At 67.1% G+C, this 19393-nt stretch carries 17 protein-coding genes; 7 read left to right on the top strand and 10 right to left on the bottom strand.

Features of this window, described 5'->3' with window-relative positions; translation table 11 throughout:
- Positions 1-56: 56 nt before the first annotated feature.
- From ACVZTU_RS00870 to paaA, 8 genes are all read right to left on the bottom strand, one after another.
- Positions 57-926, bottom strand: a complete 870-nt coding sequence (locus tag ACVZTU_RS00870; RefSeq protein ID WP_482401129.1) for a 3-hydroxyacyl-CoA dehydrogenase family protein — start codon at positions 924-926, stop codon at positions 57-59.
- Positions 923-1834: an enoyl-CoA hydratase/isomerase family protein gene (locus ACVZTU_RS00865; protein ID WP_482401128.1), complete on the bottom strand. Its 912-nt coding sequence runs from the start codon at positions 1832-1834 to the stop codon at positions 923-925. Before ACVZTU_RS00865 ends, ACVZTU_RS00870 begins: the two co-directional genes overlap by 4 nt.
- Entirely contained in the window at positions 1831-2994 is a 1164-nt protein-coding gene (locus tag ACVZTU_RS00860) for a thiolase family protein (protein WP_376905086.1), read from the bottom strand. The genes ACVZTU_RS00865 and ACVZTU_RS00860 overlap by 4 nt, the downstream gene beginning before the upstream one ends.
- 105 nt (positions 2995-3099) lie before the next feature.
- Positions 3100-4218 (bottom strand): 1,2-phenylacetyl-CoA epoxidase subunit PaaE, encoded by a 1119-nt coding sequence (gene paaE / locus ACVZTU_RS00855; RefSeq protein ID WP_482401127.1) that lies wholly within the window; start codon positions 4216-4218, stop codon positions 3100-3102.
- Positions 4218-4763: a 1,2-phenylacetyl-CoA epoxidase subunit PaaD gene (paaD, locus tag ACVZTU_RS00850; protein ID WP_139467886.1), complete on the bottom strand. Its 546-nt coding sequence runs from the start codon at positions 4761-4763 to the stop codon at positions 4218-4220. Before paaD ends, paaE begins: the two co-directional genes overlap by 1 nt.
- A 5-nt stretch (positions 4764-4768) precedes the next feature.
- Positions 4769-5749, bottom strand: coding sequence for a 1,2-phenylacetyl-CoA epoxidase subunit PaaC (gene paaC / locus ACVZTU_RS00845; RefSeq protein WP_482401126.1), 981 nt, complete (start codon positions 5747-5749; stop codon positions 4769-4771).
- A 13-nt stretch (positions 5750-5762) separates the two neighbouring features.
- A complete protein-coding gene (paaB, locus tag ACVZTU_RS00840; protein WP_172172924.1) occupies positions 5763-6104 on the bottom strand; it encodes a 1,2-phenylacetyl-CoA epoxidase subunit PaaB in 342 nt (113 codons plus the stop codon).
- A complete protein-coding gene (gene paaA / locus ACVZTU_RS00835) occupies positions 6101-7135 on the bottom strand; it encodes a 1,2-phenylacetyl-CoA epoxidase subunit PaaA (protein ID WP_259358138.1) in 1035 nt (344 codons plus the stop codon). The genes paaB and paaA overlap by 4 nt, the downstream gene beginning before the upstream one ends.
- Positions 7136-7826: 691 nt before the next feature.
- Between paaA and paaI the strand changes: the two genes are divergently transcribed.
- From paaI to ACVZTU_RS00820, 3 genes are all read left to right on the top strand, one after another.
- Complete coding sequence (gene paaI / locus ACVZTU_RS00830) at positions 7827-8360, top strand: hydroxyphenylacetyl-CoA thioesterase PaaI (RefSeq protein ID WP_139467748.1); 534 nt, start codon at positions 7827-7829, stop codon at positions 8358-8360.
- A 159-nt stretch (positions 8361-8519) separates the two neighbouring features.
- Positions 8520-9815 (top strand): phenylacetate--CoA ligase PaaK, encoded by a 1296-nt coding sequence (gene paaK, locus ACVZTU_RS00825; RefSeq protein WP_181271112.1) that lies wholly within the window; start codon positions 8520-8522, stop codon positions 9813-9815.
- A gap of 107 nt (positions 9816-9922) precedes the next feature.
- Positions 9923-10624 carry a TetR/AcrR family transcriptional regulator gene (locus ACVZTU_RS00820; protein WP_181271113.1) on the top strand — a complete coding sequence of 234 codons (702 nt, stop codon included), beginning with the start codon at positions 9923-9925 and terminating at the stop codon, positions 10622-10624.
- 24 nt (positions 10625-10648) lie between these two features.
- Here ACVZTU_RS00820 and ACVZTU_RS00815 read toward each other — a convergent pair whose 3' ends face one another.
- On the bottom strand, positions 10649-11320 hold the full coding sequence (locus ACVZTU_RS00815) for a TetR/AcrR family transcriptional regulator (RefSeq protein ID WP_181271114.1): 672 nt from the start codon (positions 11318-11320) through the stop codon (positions 10649-10651).
- Positions 11321-11387: 67 nt separating this feature from the next.
- Between ACVZTU_RS00815 and ACVZTU_RS00810 the strand changes: the two genes are divergently transcribed.
- From ACVZTU_RS00810 to ACVZTU_RS00800, 3 genes are read left to right on the top strand one after another with little or no spacing between them, the layout of a single operon-like run.
- Positions 11388-12992: a glycerol-3-phosphate dehydrogenase/oxidase gene (locus tag ACVZTU_RS00810; protein WP_181271115.1), complete on the top strand. Its 1605-nt coding sequence runs from the start codon at positions 11388-11390 to the stop codon at positions 12990-12992.
- Between the two features lie 5 nt (positions 12993-12997).
- The gene (locus ACVZTU_RS00805; RefSeq protein WP_229664027.1) at positions 12998-14644 is read left to right on the top strand and encodes an FAD-binding oxidoreductase; all 1647 of its coding nucleotides are present in this window, start codon (positions 12998-13000) and stop codon (positions 14642-14644) included.
- Positions 14641-15606 carry a diacylglycerol/lipid kinase family protein gene (locus tag ACVZTU_RS00800; RefSeq protein WP_181271117.1) on the top strand — a complete coding sequence of 322 codons (966 nt, stop codon included), beginning with the start codon at positions 14641-14643 and terminating at the stop codon, positions 15604-15606. Before ACVZTU_RS00805 ends, ACVZTU_RS00800 begins: the two co-directional genes overlap by 4 nt.
- A 94-nt stretch (positions 15607-15700) precedes the next feature.
- On the opposite strand, the gene paaZ is transcribed toward ACVZTU_RS00800, so the two are convergent.
- The gene (gene paaZ / locus ACVZTU_RS00795) at positions 15701-17737 is read right to left on the bottom strand and encodes a phenylacetic acid degradation bifunctional protein PaaZ (protein ID WP_482401125.1); all 2037 of its coding nucleotides are present in this window, start codon (positions 17735-17737) and stop codon (positions 15701-15703) included.
- Positions 17738-18026: 289 nt separating this feature from the next.
- On the opposite strand from paaZ, the gene ACVZTU_RS00790 reads away from it, so the two are divergent.
- Complete coding sequence (locus tag ACVZTU_RS00790; RefSeq protein ID WP_482401124.1) at positions 18027-19391, top strand: MFS transporter; 1365 nt, start codon at positions 18027-18029, stop codon at positions 19389-19391.
- Positions 19392-19393 lie beyond the last annotated feature (2 nt).

The following is a 19393-nucleotide window of genomic DNA, read 5'->3' as shown; positions in this document are numbered from 1 at the left end:
CTTTGCGTGTCCTGTCAGTGTGGTGCGGCCGGTGCCCGCCGGGCGGACGCCCGTGGTCACCAGGTGTAGAAACCCTGTCCGGTCTTGCGGCCGAGTTCACCGGCGGCGACCTTGTCCTTCAGTATCTGCGGGGGTGTGAAGCGCTCACCGATCTCCGCTGCGAGGTGCTCGGCGATGCCGAGGCGCACATCGAGGCCGACGATGTCCGTCGTCTTCAGCGGCCCGGCCGGATGCCGGTAGCCAAGGGTCATGGCCCGGTCGATGTCCTCCGCGCTGGCGACGCCGTCTTCGACCATCCGCATCGCTTCCAAAGCGAGAGCCACGCCGAGGCGGGAGGAGGCGAATCCGGGCGAGTCCTTCACCGTGATCGCAGTCTTCCCCAGACCCGTCACCCATTCCTTGGCGACGTCGACGAGCTTGGGATCGGTGTGGGTGCCGACGACGACCTCGACGAGTTCGGACACGGGCACCGGGTTGAAGAAGTGCAGGCCGATGAGCGCCTGCGGCCGCGGCAGGGCTGCGGCGAGCTCGTCGATCGACAGCGCCGAGGTGTTCGTGCCGATGCTCGCAGCAGGAGCGTGCTTCGCGATGGCAGCGAGCACCTCCTGCTTGAGTTCGACGATCTCGGGCACGGCTTCGACGACGAGGAGAGCCTCGTCGAGCAGGGTGGGATCACGGTCGACGACGACGGTTCCGGGCACCTCGATGCCCTTGGACCGTGACTTACTCGTCGACGCGTCGATGCGTTCCCGGGCTGCGGCCACGGTGTCGTCGGTGTTCTCGATGACGATGACTCGGGCACCGGCGGTGGCGAAGGCATGCGCGATTCCGGCACCCATCCGACCGCCTCCATAGACGCCGACGACATCGGGGACGCGGGCGGTGGTGGGGGCCGCCTCGGCGGGGGTGTCAGTGGTGTCGCTCATGCGTTGTCGCCTTCTTCTCGGGTGCGCGAATCGCGCTGCTGGTCGATCGCTTCGATGGTCACGGCCTCGGCGCGGGCACGCTCGGCCGCTTCCTGCTCGGCTGTCTTCTTCGCCTTCTTGGCCTCGCGTTTGGACAGGAACGCGTCCATGCGGGCGAACTTCTCATCGGTTTCGAACAGCACGGCCTGGGCCACATTGTCGATGAGGGGATGGGCTTCACGCGGTGCGTGGAACGCCGACTTGCTCAGCCGCACGGCCAGGGGTGCGAAGCTCGCAATCCGGTCGGCCAGCGCCTGACCGGCGAGTTCGAGGTCCTCGGGATCGACGACGTCGTTGAGCAGACCGATCGCCTTGGCTTCGTCGGCCTGCAGGGTGCGTCCGGCCAGGAGGATCTCCTTGGCGCGGGGCTCGCCGACGAGTTCGCGCAGACGCCAGGCGGCTCCGGCGGCGGCGAGGATGCCCAGACCGGTCTCCGGGTTGCCGATCTTCGTCGACGGGGTCCCGATGCGGAAGTCCGCGGCGAAGGCGAGCTCGGCTCCGCCGCCGAGGGCGAATCCCTCAACGAGCGCGATGACCGGCATCGGCAGCTCCTGGATGCGGGAGAAGATCTTCGAGTTGATCCCGGCCAGGGCATCATCGCGGCGACGATTGCGCAGCTGCGAGATATCGGCACCTGCGGCGAAGATGCCGGAGGTGCCAGTGAGGATCGCGACCTTCGGTTCGGCCTCGAGTTCGGCGCACACCGCGTGGAGGGCATCGACCATCGACTGGTCTATGGCGTTGCGGACCTCCGGCCGGTTGAGGCGGATGATCGTGCGGTCGGAATGGCGTTCGATGAGCAGCGGGGAGGCGGAATCGTTCACGCCGGGTGCGCCGTTCGTGTCCCCGCCGGTGCCGCCGGCGCTCACACGCGCTCCAGCAGCAGCGCCGAACCCTGGCCGACGCCCACGCACATGGTCGCCAGTCCCTTCTTCGCCCTGGCCTGCTCCAGGCGGTTGAGCAGGGTCAGAGTGATGCGGGTGCCCGAGCAGCCCAGCGGGTGGCCGAGCGCGATCGCTCCGCCGAAGCCGTTGACGGTCTCCGGGTCGAGGCCGAGGTCGCCCATGCACGCCAGCGACTGGGAGGCGAAGGCCTCATTGAGTTCGACAGCCTCGAGTTCGCCGACCTTCCACCCGGTGCGCTCGAGCACCTTCCGGGTCGCGGGGACGGGTCCGATGCCCATGATCTCCGGGGACACACCGGCATTGGCACCGGCGACGATCCGGGCGCGCGGGCTGAGTCCGTGCTTGTTCGCATAGTCCTCGGACACGAGCACGACGACGGCGGCACCGTCATTGAGCGAGGAGGAGTTTCCGGCGGTGATGACGCCCCCGGGTCCGTGGATGGGGCGCAGCTTGCCGAGCTTCTCCAACGTCGAATCGCGCGGACCCTCATCGGCGGTGACTTCTCCGATGGGCAGGATCTCCGGGCCGAAGCTGCCGGCCTTCTGCGCGGCCAGCGCCTTCTGATGGGACTGATAGGCGAATTCGTCGAGGGCTTCACGGCTCAGCTGCCACTTCTCGGCGACGCGTTCGGCCGTCTGCGGCATCGACAGAGTCGTGTCTTCACCGAAGGCGGGGTTCGTGAACCGCCAGCCGATGGAGGTGTCCCAGGTCCGTCCCGGCTTCGACCACGCACGCGAGGGCTTCTCGCTCACCCACGGGGCTCGAGTCATCGATTCGACTCCGCCGGCCACGACCACATCGGCATCTCCCGCGGCGATCATCGCCCGTGCCGTCGTGATCGCGGTCATCCCCGAGGCACACAGACGGTTGACGGTGAACCCGGGCACGGATTCGGGCAGTCCGGCCAGGAGCACGGCCATGCGCGCGATGTTCCGGTTGTCCTCACCGGCCTGGTTCGCCGAGCCGAGGATCACCTCGTCGATATCGGTCGGCTCGATGCCCGCCCGCTCGACGACGGTCTTCATCGTGGTCGCCACGAGGTCGTCGGGCCGCTGGTCGGCCAGTGCACCCCCGTAGCGTCCGATGGGGGTGCGCAGTCCGTCCAGAATGAATGCCTCGGGCATGGGTCTCCTCGCTGACGAGTTCGGGTAGGTGACATGGTACGGGCTTGCACCCGTTGGTGTGCGGCCCGCGCCCGCCGGGGTTCGGGCCGCTGGGGTTCGGGACGCTCAGGAGTCGAAGTCGACCGTGACTTCGTCGCTGACGGGGAACGTCTGGCAGGTGAGGACGAAGTTCGCCTCGACCTCGGCGTCTTCGAGGGCGTAGTTGCGGACCATGTTGACTTCGCCGCCGCAGATCTTCGCGCGGCAGGTCCCGCAGACGCCGCCCTTGCAGGCGAACGGCAGATCGGACCGGGATTCCTGTGCGGAATCGAGGATGGTCTTGCCCTGCGACATCGCCGAGGTGGAGCGCTTCCCGTCGAGGATGACCGTGACGTCGCTCGTCGCACCTTCGACGACCTTGTCCGCGTGGACGACCTCCGGTGGGGGTTCGTCGACGTAGAAGAGCTCGAAGTGGATCTTCTCCTTCGGCACGTTGAATTCGGCGAGGACCTTGCGGGCGTCTTCGAGCATGCCGAAGGGGCCGCACAGCCACACATGGTCCATGCTGCCGACCGGGACGATGGCGGTGAGCAGATCCCGCAGCTTCTCCGCGTCGAGGCGGCCGGAGAAGAGCTCGACATCGCGGGGTTCGCGGGAGAGGACGTGGACGAGGTCGAGCTGTTGGTTGCGAGCGTCCTTGAGGTCGGCGAGCTCCTCGGCGAACATCACGGTGTTCGTGTGCCGGTTGCCGTAGAGCAGGGTCACCGAGGCGTCGGGGTTGGACAGCACGGTCGAGGCGATGGAGAGCATCGGGGTGATTCCCGAACCCGCCGCGATGCACAGGTGCCGGCCGCCGGCGGAGGCGTCGGCGCGGAAGCTGCCCGAGGGCGGCTGCACCTCGATGGTGTCGCCGGCTCGGACCTCGTTGACCAGCCACAGGGAGAAGAGCCCTTCGGGGACTTCGCGGACACCGATGCGCGGGGCGGTTCCCGCCGGGGCGCAGATCGAATAGGTGCGGCGGTGCTCCTGGCCGTCGATGATGCGTCGCAGGGTCAGGGACTGTCCGGCGGCGAAGTCGAAGAGTTCGCTGTATTCGGCCGGCACGTCGAAAGTCACTGCGGCCGAATCCTCGGTGAGGTGGTCGACGGACTTCACGGTGAGTGGGTAGAAAGCCGACCGGGAGCGTCCGTCGGCGGGCTCGGTGGCGGGAGCCGCCTCGGCGGTCTGATCGATCGTCTGTGTCATCAGATCTCCTTCACATGGTCGAACGGTTCGAGGCAGTCGTTGCACTGGTACATCGCCTTGCACGCGGTCGCGCCGAACTCGGAGGACAGGCGGACGTTGTCGGATCCGCACAGCACGCAGGTCACGGCGCGGCGAGTGGGCATGAGGGTCAGCGCCACGGGGCCGGTGCGGACTGGGGCGGACCCTGGTGGGGAGATTCCGGCGTCCTTGAGTGCTTGTCTGCCGCGTTCGGTGATCCAGTCGCTCGTCCACGCGGGTGTCAGGGACACGCGCACCTCGGCGTCGGGGAATCCGGCTTCGAGGAGTTCGCGCTGCAGGTCATCGCGCATCGTCGCCATCGCCGGGCAGCCCGAATAGGTGGGGGTGATGGTGGTGACGACGTGGCCGTTCTCGATCGTGACGTCGCGCAGAACTCCGAGGTCGAGGAGGGTGAGCATCGGCATCTCGGGGTCGGTCACGCGTTCGGCGGCGGCCCAGGCACGGTCGATCGCCTCGGCGTCGGTGATGTCTGCTGTGCGGGTGTCGGTCGGGTAGGTCTCGAGCATGGCGGTCACCACTGACCCTCCGGGTGTTCCCGGGCGACGACCTGCATCTCGGCGAGCAGCTTCGACAGGGCCTCGGTGTGGAGTCCGTCGCGGCCCTTGCCGCCGTGGACGCCGACTCCGGCCAGTCCGCCGCGTTCGGGCCGGTCGATTCCGGCTGCGGCGAACACCTGGTCGAGGATGACGGATGCCTCGTCGGCCACGGTCGCGGGGTCGACGCCGATTCCGGCCTCGGCCACGGCAGTCTCGACCGGGTGGGTCTCGAAGAGCTCGGACCACAGCGGCCACAGACCGTCGAGGGCTTTGACCAGGCGGGACTTCGATTCCTCGGTGCCGCGGGCCAGGGTCACGACCCAGCGTCCGGCGAAGTCGCGGTGGTAGGACATCTCCTTCACGCCCTTGGCCGCGATGGCCGCGAGCACGGTGTCGCGGCTGTCTGTGAGGCGTTCAAAGATCGACAGGCGCCAGGTGGAGTAGATGAGGATCTTCGCGACCGCCTCGGCGAAGTCGCCGTTGGGCACCTCTGCCAGGCGGACATTGCGGAAGCCCAAGTCGTTGCGGAAGAACGCGAGCCGGTCCTCATCGGGCACCGGGGAGCCAGCCGGCAGCTCGGGCACGAGCTCCGGATCGGCTGCGGCGGCGCGGGCGAGCAGGAGACGAGCCTGCCCGAGGAGGTCGAGGGCGATGTTCGCCAGCGCGATGTCCTCTTCGAGGTCAGGGGCGTTCGAGCACCATTCGGAGATCCGCTGGCTGAAGACGAGGGCGTCGTCGCCGAGCATGAGGCAGTACGCGCCGAGGTCCTTGGCGTCGACGCCGTCGGGCACGGTCGTGTCGACGCCGGCCAGGGGGTCTTCGAAGTCGGTGCCGAAGGCCCAGTTCGCGTCGTTGACGAGCAGACCGGAGTACGCGTTGTCGTGGTCGCCGTGATCGACGTTCGTGCCGGCTTCGTCGTGTTCGACGTGGATGGTGGGTTCGTTGTTCGCAGTCATCTCTCGCCCCTTCTCACATATGGGGGACATCGGCGGGGATGTCGTAGAAGGTGGGGTGGCGGTAGACCTTGTCGCCGCTGGGGGCGAACATCGGGTCCTTCTCGTCCGGGCTCGAGGCCGTGATGTCGGAGGCGCGGACGACCCAGATGCTCACGCCTTCGTTGCGTCGGGTGTAGACGTCGCGGGCATGGTGGACGGCCATCTGGTCGTCGGCGGCGTGCAGAGATCCGACGTGGACGTGGTTGAGTCCGCGCTTGCCGCGCACGAAGACCTCGTACAGCGGCCATTCGCCGCGGGTCGAGCCTGCAGCGGATGCGTCCTTCGCCGAGGTGGAGCCGGGGTTGGTCTCGGTCATTTCGCTGTCTCCTCGGGGGTGGTGGTGTCAACTCCGGCGGCGGGAGTCGCATCGGCCGCGGTCGGGGTGGCGGCCGCCTCGGCGGTCTGGTTCTCTGCGAAGGCGAGCGCTGCTTCGCGCACCCACGCTCCTTCGTCCCAGGCGCGCTTGCGGTGATTGAGGCGCTGTTCGTTGCAGGGTCCGTCTCCCTTGACGACGGCCCAGAACTCGTCCCAGTTCGGGGTGGAGAAGTCGTAGTGTCCGCGCTCTTCGTTCCATTTGAGGTTCTCATCGGGGAACGTCACGCCGAGGGCTTCGGCCTGCGGGACGGACATGTCGACGAACTTCTGGCGCAGCTCATCGTTGGTGTGGGTCTTGATGCCCCAGGCCATCGACTGCTCGGTGTTCGGCGAGTTGTCGTCGGGAGGTCCGAACATCATCAGCGCCGGCCACCAGAAGCGGTTGACCGATTCCTGGACCATCTCGCGCTGAGCCTCGGTGCCGCGCATCATCGTCATCAGCAGCTCGTAGCCCTGGCGCTGGTGGAAGGACTCTTCCTTGCAGATGCGGATCATCGCGCGGCCGTAGGGGCCGAAGGAGGTCCGGCACAGCGGCACCTGGTTGCAGATGGCCGCCCCGTCGACGAGCCAACCGATTGTGCCGACATCCGTGTAGGACAGGGTCGGGTAGTTGAAGATCGAGGAGTACTTCTGCTTGCCGGCGACGAGCTTCTCGGTGAGCTCGTTGCGCGTGGCGCCCAGGGTCTCGGCGGCAGAGTAGAGGTAGAGGCCGTGTCCGGCTTCGTCCTGGACCTTCGCCAGCAGGATCGCCTTGCGACGCAGGGAGGGCGCGCGGGAGATCCAGTTGCCTTCGGGCTGCATGCCGATGATCTCCGAGTGCGCGTGCTGCGCGACCTGGCGGATGAGCGTCTTGCGGTAGGCCTCGGGCATCCAGTCCCGGGGTTCGATCCGATCCTTGGCCTCGATCGTGGCGTCGAACTGCTCCTGCAGCTGCGCCTCGTCGAAGCGGTTGTCGTTCACTTGAGTTGTCATGACCACTCCACCCTTGGATGTGCCCTTGTCAGGACCCGGCTCGGTCAGCGGCTGCCGACCTCCTCATCGGTCCGACCATCGTAAGACCTCTGGCCCGAGGGCATCCATTTACTGACCATTTGTTCTGTATTGTTGCCACCAGTGTCGCACACCCCCGGCCCGGGTGCAATGCCGCCCACGCGAAAGAGCCGCTCAGCCCCGCCGCCCTGCCGCGGCACTGTGGGATCGCCATGCCGCGTTGCCGTGCCGCGCGGCCGTGCCGATCAGTGGATTGTTGGGTCGATCCACGGCGTCATCGGCAACGAAACCACCGCGGATCGACCCAACAATCGCACTACCAGCGCGGCGCCGGCCGAAGCGGCGCCCGCCGAATATAGGTCAGCATCAGATACTTTCAGCGCCGGAAGATGTCCGATAGCGACCTATATTTCTCGGCAGCTATCCGATAGTGACCTATTCCCGCCTGCACTTGACGATGCGTGAGCGATTCGCAGACGAACACACCCCGAACACACCCCGTGACTTGACAGCGACGACGATCGGAACGATATTTATTGACCAGATGGTCGTTAATTCTCCGACGGGCTGACCGTCCGGAATCGCGGGGAACTCTCACCGTCGTCAATACGCAGCGGCGCAGGCACTCCTCGTGCATCGGCGCCTGAACCCGCGACTCGAGGAGGAGCCGACCATGGGACAGCCCGCCCACGATACGACGACCGCGGAGTCACAGACCCCGAACACCTCCACCCCCGCCGAGGCGGCGCCCGAGTCCCCCACCGAGGCGACCACTCCGTCCCCCGCAGACGCCCCCACCGAGGCGGCGCCCGAGCTCACCGGTGCCGCCGCGATGTTCGCCAACGATCGCGCCTCCCAGCACCTGGGCATCACCGTCGATGACCACGGACCCGGGTGGGCGCAGTGCTCGATGACGGTCACCGACATCATGACCAACGGCCACGACATCACCCACGGCGGCTACATCTTCCTCTTCGCCGACACCACCTTCGCGATGGCCTGCAACTATCCCGGCTCGATCACCGTCGCCTCCGGCGGAGACATCGACTTCCTCAAACCCACGTACCTCGGTGACGAGCTCGTCGCCCGCGGCCATGAGGTCATCAAGCAGGGCCGCTCGGGCATCTACGACGTCACCGTCACGCGCGGCGACGACATCATCGCCACCTACCGCGGCCGCTCCCGCACGCTGCCCGCCCGCAAGTAGACCCGACCAACCACACGGCCGCCGGCTCCGCGACAGGCACCATGCCGCGCCGGACCACCCCCACCGAACCACCCGTCGACGACCGAACACCGAAGAACGGTGGACCACCTCGGCGGTTTTTGGATCTGACACACAGAAGAGATTCGCAAGGAGACGATGATGACTGAGACCGACCTCGACGCCGGCGAACGGATGAGCCTGGACGAGCTGCGCTCCGACCAGCTGAAGAACCTCAAGACGACGGTGACCTCGGTGTACGAACGGGTGCCGTTCTACCGGAAGGCCTTCGACGACCTCGGCGTGACTCCCGCCGACATCACGAGCCTCGATGACATTGCGAAGCTGCCGTTCACGACCAAGCAGGACCTGCGCGACAACTATCCGTTCGGGCTCTTCGCCGTCCCGCAGGAGCAGGTCGCGCGCATCCACGCCTCCTCGGGAACGACGGGCCTGCCGACCGTCGTCGGGTACACGATGGGCGATCTCGATCGGTGGGGCAGCCTCATCGCGCGGTCCATCCTCGGTGCCGGCGGCAAGCGCGGACAGATGATGCACAATGCCTACGGCTACGGGCTGTTCACCGGCGGCCTCGGCGTCCACGGGGCGGAGCGTCACGGGTTCACCGTCGTCCCGATCTCCGGTGGTCAGACCCCGCGCCAGGTGCAGCTCATCCAGGACTTCAAGCCGGACATCATCACGGCCACCCCGACGTACCTGCTCACGATCCTCGACGAATTCCACAAGCAGGGCATCGACCCGACCACGACGAGCCTGAAGACCGCGATCTGCGGCGCCGAGCCGTGGACGGACGAGATGCGCAAGGAGATCGAGAACTCCTTCAACATCGATGCCGTCGACATCTACGGTCTCTCCGAGGTCATGGGCCCCGGCGTGGCCTGCGAATCCGCGGTGACGAAGGACGGCCCGACGATCTGGGAGGACCACTTCTACCCGGAGATCGTCGATCCCTTCACCGGCGAGGTGCTGCCCGACGGCGAGGAGGGCGAACTCGTCTTCACCTCGCTGACGAAGGAGGCGCTGCCGATCATCCGCTACCGCACGCACGATCTGGCAACACTGCTGCCGGGCACCGCGCGCCCGAACTTCCGCCGCATCTCGCGCATCACCGGCCGATCCGATGACCTCATGATCATCCGCGGCGTCAACGTCTACCCCGCGAACGTCGAGACCGTGCTCTTCGAGTTCGCACCGCTGAGCCCCCACTTCCAGCTCATCCTCACCCGCCCTGGCCGGATGGATGAGATGACCGTCGAGGTCGAGGCCCGCGAAGGCGTCGGCGCCGTCGAGCTCGACGGCCTCGACAAGCTCGTGGCCGCCCGCATCAAGGAGCGCCTCGGCGTCTCCTGCGCCATCGACATCAAGATGCCCGGGGACCTGCCGCGCTCGGTCGGCAAGATGAAGCGCATCATCGACCGCCGCGAGGGCGTGCGCTGAGATGAGGCGCAGTGCGTGCGCTGAAGCGGCGCTGCGGACGCGCGCCGAGGTGAGTGCTGTGACTTGGATCGCGGCACTCACCGAGGTGGCCGATTAGACTGATGCGCATGCCCGAATCGTCCTCACCCGCGTCGACAGCTCCGGACTCGACGACGTCGTCCGCGGAATCGACGACCGCCGCGTCGACGTCCTCGACGACCCCCGCCGAGGCGACCGCCCCCAAACGCTCGCGCCGCGGCCGTCCCGGCTACGACCGGGAGACCTTGATCAACAAGGCCACAGAGGTCTTCGTCTCCCGCGGCTATGACGGCACGTCGATGGACACGGTCGCCCGTGAGCTCGGCATCACGAAATCCGCGATCTACCATCACGTGAAGTCGAAGGAAGAGCTGCTGCACCTGGCGATCAGCCGCGGCATCCGCGCCCTCGATTCCGCTGTGGAGACCGAGAGCCTGCGAGAGAATGTCACCGCGCTCGAACGCCTGCAGCTGGCCGTGCGCGCCAGCGTCGTCATCCTCATCGAGTACCACCATTCGGTGACCTTGCTGCTGCGCGTGCGCGGAAACTCACCGCTGGAACGCGAAGCCCTCGAGGCCCGACGCAATATCGATGCGAAGGTCCGTGCGCTCGTCGAGGCCGCCATCGCCGAGGGCGGTCTGCTCTCGGACTTCACTCCCGGCCTCATCACCCGTCTGCTCTTCGGCATGGTCAACTCGATCACCGAGTGGTACCGCCCCAGCTATCCCGTCGACCCCGACACCATCGCCGAGGCGGTCACAACGATGGCCTTCCAAGGCCTGGAGGCCTGAGGGTCGGGTCCTGGCCCCCGAGGCTCAGCTTTCCCCGATCACTCCCGCAGTCAGAACCCAGCCGAGTGTCGATTCGATCTCGGACAGCAGCTCCTGCCTCGGAGGCTGATAGTCGCCGATCACCCAGTCGACGACGATCTGAATACCGGCGCCGACGAGCAGGTCCCCGAGCACTCTCCGACGCGTGCCGGTGAGTACGGTGCCCGAGACGGCCACGCAGAGCGCATCGGCGAGTTCGCCGCCGATCACCCGACCGTGCCGACGGTAGAGCTCGTCGATGCGCCCACTGACTCCGAGCACTTCGAAGAGGTGGACTCGCGCGAAGATCGGGTTCGCCTGCGCCCAGCCGAGAAACCCGTCCATGAATCCGCGCAGCACCGCCATGGCCTCGGCGCCCTGCGCCTCCGTCACAGTCTCAGAGCCCCCTGCATCGGCCGCACCACCAGCGAGCACCACGGCCCGCAGATCGGCCACCACCCGCTCGTAGACCTCGACCAGGAGATCCTCCAAGGTGGCAAAGGATTCGTAGAAGTAGCGCTTGTTCAACCCTGCGGAATCGCAGATCGCGCCCACCGTGGCCGCCCGGTATCCCTGAGTCCCGAACAGTTCGATCCCTGCCGCGATGATCTGTTCCCGCCGAGCACTCTCCCGCGCTTCGCGGCTGGCTCCGGCGTAGGGGCGTCCTTGATTAGTCACAGTGTGATCTTGACAACACTGATCGCCGAATGCAAACTGGTACGGCATCGTGCCAGAAAGGGTGGGAATGACCTCCACCAATGCAGACGACGGCCCCACGGCCTCGGCGGGACTCGGCTCCCAAGCCACAGCGAACACCTCGTCCCTCAATGCCGCTCAGCGCGAACGTGACCTCGCGGCCGCCTCGGCGAATGTCTCCGACGTCGTCGTCATCGGCGGTGGATTCACCGGCGCCGGCGTCGCCTTGGACGCGGCCAGCCGCGGGCTCTCTGTGACCCTCGTCGAACGCGGCGACCTCGCCTCGGGAACGAGCAGCTGGAGCTCGAAACTCGCCCACGGCGGACTGCGCTACCTCGCGAAGGCCGACGTCGGGATCGCGTGGGAATCCGCCGTCGAACGCGGCCGGCTGATGAACACCATCGCCCCGCACCTCATCCGGCCGCTGCCGATGATCTTCCCGCTGCATCCGGGGGTCGGTCGCGTCGAGGCGGCCATGACGAACACCGGCTTCCACGCCGGCGACCTCCTGCGGATGCTCGCCCGCACCCCGAAGGAGCTTCTCCCCCATCCCCGCCGCGTCTCGGCCGCCGAAGTCCGGCAGCTCGCCCCGACGACGGCGACCGACGGTCTGCGCGGCGGGCTGCTCAGCTGGGACGGTCAGCTCATCGACGATGCCCGGCTCGTCGTCGTCTTGGCCCGGACCGCCGCCGAACACGGTGCGGGTGTCATCACCTACGCCGAGGCAACCGACATCGAACCCACTCGTGTTCACATCAGGGACCGCCTCACCGGGGATGAGCACACGCTGCGCACCCGACAGATCGTCAATGCAGCCGGCGTCTGGTCGGACACTCTCTCGGACGAGGTCGAACTGGCACCGAGCAAGGGTTCGCACATTCTCGTTCCTGCCGCCCGCCTCGGCGACCCACAGGCCGCGATCACCGCCCCGGTGCCCGGTCACTTCGGTCGCTACGTCTTCGCTGTGCCGTGGCCCAACGGTCTGGTCATGATCGGTCTCACCGACGATCCGCACCACGGTCCGATCCCGGGCCGTGCCCTGCCCGACGGCGATGAGGAGGCGTTCCTCCTCGACACGACCAACGCCGTTCTCGAAGACAAGCTGACTACTGACGACATCGTCGGCGGCTACGCCGGTTTCCGCCCGCTGATCAAGACAAGCGACACCTCGAGCAGCGCCGACCTCTCCCGCAGACACGCCCTGCTGCGCGACTCGCGGACCGGGGCGCTGACGATCGTCGGGGGCAAGCTCACCGCCTACCGCCGCATGGCCGAAGACGCCGTCGACGACGTCGTCAAGGTCGGCGGACTGCGCGTCGGAGCATGCCGGACGACCGAACTCGGCCTCGTCGGCAAGGGCACACCCGCACCCGGCCTGCCCGACCGCCTCGTCGCCAGCTACGGAACCGACGCAGCGAAGGTGGCAGCCTACGGCGATGCCGACCCCTCCCTCAACGAACCCGTACGCGAGGGCATCCCGCTGACCGGCGCGGAGGTCCGTTTCGCCGTCGAACACGAACTGGCGCTGACGGTCGAGGACGTCATCGACCGGCGGACCCGGTGGGGACTCGTCGACGCCGACCGCGCTGACCTCTATGACGCTGTGGCCCGGCTCGCTCCGGAACTCACCACCGAATCACGACACGAAGGATGACGACCATGGACAAGCCGCGTATGCGCTGGTGGGGCTGGGGCGAAGACGGCCACGACGGCCCGGTCAAACCCGGGGCGAAGATGATACTGAGCAAACACTGCGGGTGGCCGGCCGGAGTCGACAGGCCGCATGTGGCGCTCGAGGACGTCGAGCTGCCCGAATCAGTCCTGCCGTCCGCAGTCAGGGCCCGTTTCGCCGAGGCGGTGGGCGAGGAATTCGTCCGCGACGATCGCGCCGTCCGCGTCTCCCATGCGGCCGGGCGCAGCCTGCCCGACCTCATCCGGCTGCGCAGCGGCGAGCTGGTCACCGCTCCCGATGCGGTGCTCTACCCGGCTTCGAACGCCGAGGTGGACACCCTCCTCGCGCTGTGCGCCGAGGAATCCGTGGCGGTCGTTCCCTTCGGCGGCGGCACCAGTGTCGTCGGCGGCATCGATGCCGTGCGCGGCGAGTTCGCGGCGGTCGTGAGCATCAGCCTGGCCCGCCTCGACAGGATCATCGACATCGACGAGGAGTCGCTGACGGCCACCGTCCAGGCCGGAGTCTTCGGACCCGACCTCGAGGAGGCGCTGCAGGCTCGCGGCTTCACGCTGGCCCACTATCCGCAGTCCTTCGAGTTCAGCACCGTCGGCGGCTGGGTCGCCACCCGCTCGGCCGGTCAGCAGTCGACCGGTTACGGCCGCATCGATGAGAACGTCTGCGGTCTGCGCTGTTCGACCCCGAACGGTCCCGTCGAGCTGCGCACCACCCCGGCGACGGCGGCCGGACCGAATCCGCGCCAGCTGTTCGTCGGCTCCGAGGGAACGCTGGGCATCATCACCGAGGCGACCCTGCGGATCCATCGCGTGCCGAAGGCAGTGCAGGGCGACTCCTGGTTCTTCCCGGACTTCGAATCCGGGGCCGCGGCGCTGCGGGAGATGGAACAGTCGGGACTGCACCTCGACATCGCCCGTCTCTCGGATGTCAACGAGACCGCGTTCGGTCTCGCGCAGCTCGGCAGCGAGCTGCAGCGCAAGGGCGTTCTCGCGTACCTGCGCGCCCGCGGCCTCACGACTCCCTGCCTGCTGGTCGTCCGCTACGACGGCACCCCCTCCGATGTTCGTGCGCGTCGCTCCCAGGGTCGTTCGATCGTGCGCAGGCACAAGGGCGTCAACCTCGGCGCGGTTCCGGAGGCCTCGTGGGAGAAGCACCGCTTCTCGACTCCGTACCTGCGGGATCAGCTGCTGCGTGAGGGCATGATCGTCGAGACGATGGAGACCTCGGCCCCGTGGTCGAAGGTGGAGGACCTCCACGGTGCGATCGGCGCGGGAATCGAGAAGGCGATGGCCGATCGCGGCACTCCTGCTTTCGTGCTCTGCCACGTCTCGCACCTCTATGCCACCGGCTGCTCGCTGTACTACACGGTCTTCGCCAAGCAGGAGGTCGGGGCGGAGATCGCCCAGTGGAAGGCGCTGAAGTCTGCTGCCAGCGAGGCAATCGTGAACGGTGGCGGCACGATCACCCATCACCATGCCGTCGGTACCGATCACGCTCCGTGGCTGCCCGCCGAGGCCGGTCAGATGTGGCTGCGGATGCTGCGCGCAGCCAAGGCCGAGGTCGACCCGACCGGCATCATGAATCCCGGCAAGCTGATGAACGGACCGGATCGACTGTGAGCGGCATCGAAGACAAGGGCGACTTCGGCACGGGTTCCGCAGACCGGGGCTCTGCGCGGCCGGTCGCCGATCCGGCGGTCGTGCCCGTGATCCTCAATCCCACGGCACGGCGCGGAGCGGTGCTCAGACGCATCGATCCGCTCGTCCACGCTTTCGCCGCACACGGTCTCGAGGCACGGCTTGTGAGAAGCACGAGCGAGGAACATGCGAAGGAGCTCGCCGCAGCATTCGCCGCCGAGGGCGCCAAGGTCGTCGGCGCACTCGGCGGTGACGGGATGGCGCGTACAGTCGCCGCCGGCCTCGTCGATACGGACACAGCGCTGGGCGTCATCGCCGGTGGCCGCGGCAATGACCTCATCGGCAAACTCGGCATCCCTAAGCGCGTCGAAGAGGCTGTGGCCACGATCGCCGACGGCAGCGATCGAGTGATCGACGTGCTCGACCTCGATGGCACGATCAGCCTCGGCAACGTCTGTCTCGGCCTCGACTCGACCGTCCAGCGGCATGCGAACTCAACCAGGGTCGTCCGGGGCCATTGGGTGTACCTGTACGGGATCCTGCGTGCGATCCTGCCGCCGAGGAGCATCGACCTCGAGCTGACAGTCGACGGACAGCGCCTCGACTTCCGGGGCCTGACCGCGGGGTTCGCGAATTCCGGCCGCTACGGGGGCGGGCTCACACTGTCACCCGAGGCGGCGATCGACGACGGACTCATCGACGTCGTCCTCCTCAAGGAGGCATGGCTGCCGAAGCTCGCCGTCGAACTCGTCGCGTTCATGTCCGGCAGGCACGACCGGCATCCGAACATCCATCTCAGCCGGGCTCGCGAGATCCGCATCGACACTCCCGCCGGTGCCGCACCGGTCGAGATCGTCGCCGACGGCGACGCGGTCGCACAGACCCCGGCGACCGTGACGATCCGCCCTTCTTCGCTCAGGGTCCGGGTGCCCCGGACCTCATGAACGACGTCGCCCCGCGCCGAGGATGCACATCCTCCGCGCGGGGCGACTCTTACCTGCCTGTCCGACCGGCAGGGCCTTCAACCCAACCGAGCCCTCAGTACTCCTTGGCCACCAGGGTGAGCACATCGTAGTTCGCCACGGGTTCGTCGTTCTGGTTGACGACCTGCGCGTCCCAGCGGACCTCACCGTATTCGTCGGTCTCACGCGGGGTGATGCGCTTGGCGGTGAGCGTCACCTTGAGCTTGTCACCTGGGGAGACAGGCGTGATGAAGTTGAGCCCTTCGAGTCCGTAGTTCGCGAGCACCGGGCCCGGGTCCGGCTGGACGAAGAGTCCGGCGGCGAAGGACACGATGAGGTAGCCGTGCGCCACGCGTCCCGGGAAGAACGGGTTCGCGGCGGCCGCCTCCTCGTTCATGTGGGCGTAGAAGGTATCCCCGGTGAAGTTCGCGAAGTGCTCGATATCGTCGAGCGTGACCTCCCGCCATTCCGAATCGAGTGTGTCACCGACGCGTAGGTCCGCCAGCGACTTCGTGAACGGATGATCGCCGAGGCGGCGCTCCGATCCGTTGACCCATTCCCCGCCGATCGCGGTGAGCATGTCCGGGGAGGCCTGGATCGCGGTGCGCTGCATGAAGTGTGTGATACCGCGCAGTCCGCCCATCTCCTCACCGCCGCCGGCCCGTCCGGGGCCGCCGTGGATGAGGTTCGGCAGCGGCGAACCGTGACCGGTCGACTCTTCGGCATCGTCGCGGTCGAGGACGAGCACGCGGCCGTGCCATGGGGCGATCTTGCGGACGAATTCGGTGGCGAACTCACGGTCGTGGGTGACGACGGAGCCGACCAGCGAACCGCGGCCACGGGCGGCCAGGCGGACGGCCTCCTCGGTGTCGGAATAGGCGATGATCGAGGTCACGGGCCCGAAGGCTTCGATGTCGTGGACGGCATCGGCCCAGGCGTCATCGGCCTGGAGGACGGTGGCCGCGACATAGGCTCCGCCGTGTTCGGCGGCCAGACGATCGGATTCCTCACGGCCGCCGGTGAGCAGATGCGCTCCCCCGGCGATGATCTGGTCGACCGCGTCGAGAACGTCGGTGCGCTGCTTGTCGGAGACCACGGGGCCCAGGCGGGTGGACTTCTCGCGCGGATCTCCGACACCCTGGGTGGAAAGCTTCGCGATGATGGCCTCGCCGACCGCCTCGGCGTGGGCTTCGGGGACGAAGGTGCGGCGGATCGCGGTGCACTTCTGTCCGGCCTTGACGGTCATCTCGGCGACGACGCCGGAGACGAAGAGGTCGAATTCCTCCGTTCCGGGTGCGGCGTCGGGACCGAGCAGAGAGAAGTTGAGTGAGTCCGCCTCGGCGAAGAAGCGGGTGCCGCGCTGGGTCACGCAGTCGAGCGCGGACAGCGTGCGGGCGGTGTTGGCTGAGCCGGTGAACGCGATCGCGTCCTGTTCGGCGAGGTGGTCGAAGAGCGGGGTGACGTCACCGGTGACCAGCTGGATCGCACCGGCAGGGAGCAGACCGGATTCGATCATATCCGCGACCACGGCGTGGGTCAGGTGGGCGGTGTCGGTGGCGGGTTTGACGACGACGGGGACGCCGGCGACGAACATCGGTCCGAACTTCTCGAGCATGCCCCAGACGGGGAAGTTGAAGGCGTTGATCTGCAGCGCAAGGCCTTGCCGGGAGGTGAGGATGTGGCGACCGACGAAGGTGCCGTTCTTCGACAGGCGTTCGACTCCGCCGTCGAGGTGGACAGTCGAGTTCGGCATCTGGCGGCGGGCGACGCCGGAGTAGGTGAAGAGTGTGCCGATTCCGCCTTCGATGTCGACGAAGGCGTCGCGCTTGGTGGTGCCGGTGGTGAAGGAGATCTCGTGGTAGTCCTTCGTGCGCTCCATGAGGTAGGTCGCGAGCTTCTTGAGGATCACACCGCGCTGGTGGAAGGTGAGCTTCTGCAGTTCGGCGATGCCGGTGGTCCGGGCGTGGTCGGCGACGGCGGCGAAGTCGACTCCGGCCGAGCTCACCGAGTGCAGGAGTTCCCCCGTGCCGGCGTCGCGGACGGGCCGGGCACCGTCGGCCGAGCCGGGGGTGTGCCAGGTTCCGGCCACATAGGAACTGAGGATTTCGGTCATGCTTTGCTCTCCCTGGTGAAACGACGTCTCCCGGTCCACGGCGGCCGCATTCGGCACCGCTGCCGATTCCTCAACATATACTAACCAATCGGTCGGTAATTGTCACCGAGTGACACGGGGGTGCATTCTGACCTATGATCGTTCTCAATTACTGACCAGGCAGTCAGTCGAGGCAGACGTCCATCCGTCCGCCGCCAGACCCGAGGCACCGGCGATCACTCAGAGTCGAGGACCACCGCCTCCGGAGACGGCACCCGGCAAAGTCGCCCAGCAACAGAAGGTTCCGCTCATGTCCGCCACCGCTTCAGGCCCGGTCACTCCGAATCCGGCCACCCCTCATTCGATCACCCGCGAGGAGCGTAAGGTCCTCGCCGGCACCCTCGTCGGCACCACCATCGAGTGGTATGACTTCTTCATCTACGCTCAGGCCGCCGGCCTCGTCCTCTCCGCCCAGTACTTCGGCCCTTTGGCCGCGGACAATCCGGCACTCGGCCAGATCATGGCGTGGGCGTCTCTGGGCATCTCGTTCCTCTTCCGCCCGTTGGGCGCGATCATCGCCGGCCACCTCGGCGATCGGATCGGACGCAAGAAGATGCTCGTGCTCACACTCATCCTCATGGGGGCCGCGACCTCGCTCATCGGTCTGCTCCCGAACTACGCGATGATCGGTGTCGGCGCGCCGATCCTGCTCACCCTGCTGCGGATCCTCCAGGGCTTCTCCGCCGGCGGCGAATGGGGTGGGGCCGCGCTGCTGTCGGTCGAGCATGCTCCGATCTCCAAGCGCGGCATCTTCGGTGCGTACCCGCAGATCGGCGTGCCGGTCGGCATGATCCTGGCCACCGGTGTGATCTGGGTACTCACCACGGTCCTCTCCGCCGAACAGTTCGCGAGCTTCGGATGGAGGATCCCGTTCCTCTTCTCAGTCGTCCTCGTCTTCGTCGGCTATTACATCCGCCGGCAGGTCGAGGAGTCCCCGGTCTTCGCCGAGCTCGCCGAGCGCAAGGCCGAATCCTCAGCTCCTTTGGGCACCCTGTTCAAGAAGAACACGAAGGAAGTCGTCCTCTCCGCGCTCATCTTCATCGGCAACAACGCCGTGGGCTACATGATCATCGCGTTCTTCGCCGCCTACGCCTCACGCCCCATCGCCGAGGGCGGATCCGTCGGCCTCGACCGTGCACCCGTGCTGTTGGCGACGACGCTCGCGAGCTTCGGCTGGCTGGTGTTCACGATGTGGGGCGGTGCGCTGTCGGACAAGCTCGGTCGCGTGCGGACCTTCCAGATCGGGTACGTCCTGCTCATCGTCTGGCTCATCCCGACCTTCCTCATGATCGATATGGCGAACATCTGGATGTACGGCATCGGCATCTTCGTCCTCACCGTCGGCATGGGCCTGTCGTATGGCCCGATGTCGGCGATGTATGCGGAGATGTTCCCTGTCGAGGTCCGCTACTCGGGCGTCTCGATCGGCTACGCGCTCGGCGCGATCCTCGGTGGTGCCTTCGCCCCGACCATCGCCGAGACCCTGCTCGCCGAGACCGGAAAATCGATCTCGATCGCGATCTACATGATCATCGTGTGCATCATCTCGCTCATCGGCGTCAGCCTCGTCAAGGAGCCGAAGGGCAACGACCTCGGCCTGACGAAGCATCACTGAGG

It is taken from the genome of Brevibacterium sp. OS20 (assembly GCF_056837565.1).
This window is presented reverse-complemented; position numbering and strand designations above follow the sequence as displayed.

What these genes read in the sequence shown, in the direction of transcription:
- ACVZTU_RS00870 (WP_482401129.1), bottom strand. Translation starts at nt 926, where the DNA reads ATGAGCGACACCACTGACACCCCCGCCGAGGCGGCCCCCACCACCGCC.
- ACVZTU_RS00860 (WP_376905086.1), bottom strand. Translation starts at nt 2,994, where the DNA reads ATGCCCGAGGCATTCATTCTGGACGGACTGCGCACCCCCATCGGACGC.
- paaE (WP_482401127.1), bottom strand. Translation starts at nt 4,218, where the DNA reads ATGACACAGACGATCGATCAGACCGCCGAGGCGGCTCCCGCCACCGAG.
- paaD (WP_139467886.1), bottom strand. Translation starts at nt 4,763, where the DNA reads ATGCTCGAGACCTACCCGACCGACACCCGCACAGCAGACATCACCGAC.
- paaC (WP_482401126.1), bottom strand. Translation starts at nt 5,749, where the DNA reads ATGACTGCGAACAACGAACCCACCATCCACGTCGAACACGACGAAGCC.
- paaB (WP_172172924.1), bottom strand. Translation starts at nt 6,104, where the DNA reads ATGACCGAGACCAACCCCGGCTCCACCTCGGCGAAGGACGCATCCGCT.
- paaA (WP_259358138.1), bottom strand. Translation starts at nt 7,135, where the DNA reads ATGACAACTCAAGTGAACGACAACCGCTTCGACGAGGCGCAGCTGCAG.
- paaI (WP_139467748.1), top strand. Translation starts at nt 7,827, where the DNA reads ATGGGACAGCCCGCCCACGATACGACGACCGCGGAGTCACAGACCCCG.
- paaK (WP_181271112.1), top strand. Translation starts at nt 8,520, where the DNA reads ATGACTGAGACCGACCTCGACGCCGGCGAACGGATGAGCCTGGACGAG.
- ACVZTU_RS00820 (WP_181271113.1), top strand. Translation starts at nt 9,923, where the DNA reads ATGCCCGAATCGTCCTCACCCGCGTCGACAGCTCCGGACTCGACGACG.
- ACVZTU_RS00810 (WP_181271115.1), top strand. Translation starts at nt 11,388, where the DNA reads ATGACCTCCACCAATGCAGACGACGGCCCCACGGCCTCGGCGGGACTC.
- ACVZTU_RS00805 (WP_229664027.1), top strand. Translation starts at nt 12,998, where the DNA reads ATGGACAAGCCGCGTATGCGCTGGTGGGGCTGGGGCGAAGACGGCCAC.
- paaZ (WP_482401125.1), bottom strand. Translation starts at nt 17,737, where the DNA reads ATGACCGAAATCCTCAGTTCCTATGTGGCCGGAACCTGGCACACCCCC.
- ACVZTU_RS00790 (WP_482401124.1), top strand. Translation starts at nt 18,027, where the DNA reads ATGTCCGCCACCGCTTCAGGCCCGGTCACTCCGAATCCGGCCACCCCT.